The organism is Bradyrhizobium sp. Kon69, from assembly GCF_055807515.1.
This window is the reverse complement of record NZ_JBVVOS010000099.1, coordinates 1-572: the sequence shown is the minus strand read 5'-3', so window position 1 is coordinate 572 and position 572 is coordinate 1. Positions and strand designations below refer to the sequence as shown.

Sequence of the window (572 nt, the reverse complement as noted above, 5' to 3'; positions counted from 1 at the left end):
GCGACCGAAGCCGAGCCCGAGGGTACCGACCGCGATCTCATCGACAAGCTGGAAGCGATGGTCGAGCAGGGCATGGCGGCCATGTCAGGCTCGGCGCAGCCGATGCCGGCTGCCGGTGCTGCTGCTCCCGTAGCCGAAGCGCCGCCGCTTGTGCCGGAAGCGCCTGTCGCCGCTGAAGCCGCGCCGTCCTCCGGCGTGCTGGCCGACCCGAGCCTGGAGCGTCCGCTGCGTCCGGGCGAAGTCTCGCTCGACGAGCTCGAGCGCGCCTTCCGCGAGACCGCGATCGAAGTCCCGGTCCCCGCGCCCGTTGCCAAGGCTGAGGTCAAGGCCGAGCCCGCGCCCGCCGCTGAAGCCCCGGCGCCTGTCGCCAAAGAGGCCAAGGCGCCCAAGGAAAAAGCCGCGCCGAAGAAGTCGATCGCCGACGAGGGCGCCGCCGAGGGCGCCAGCATCGCCAACCAGTCGATCCGCGTCAACGTGGATACGCTGGAGCATCTAATGACCATGGTCTCCGAGCTGGTGCTGACCCGCAACCAGCTGTTGGAGATCTCCCGCCGCAACGAGGACACCGAGTT

Annotated in this window: 1 pseudogene; it reads left to right on the top strand. The window is 69.8% G+C overall.

Annotated elements, in window-relative coordinates:
- Positions 1 to 572: pseudogene (locus AC0L3U_RS38365) on the top strand (hybrid sensor histidine kinase/response regulator); the annotation flags it as partial.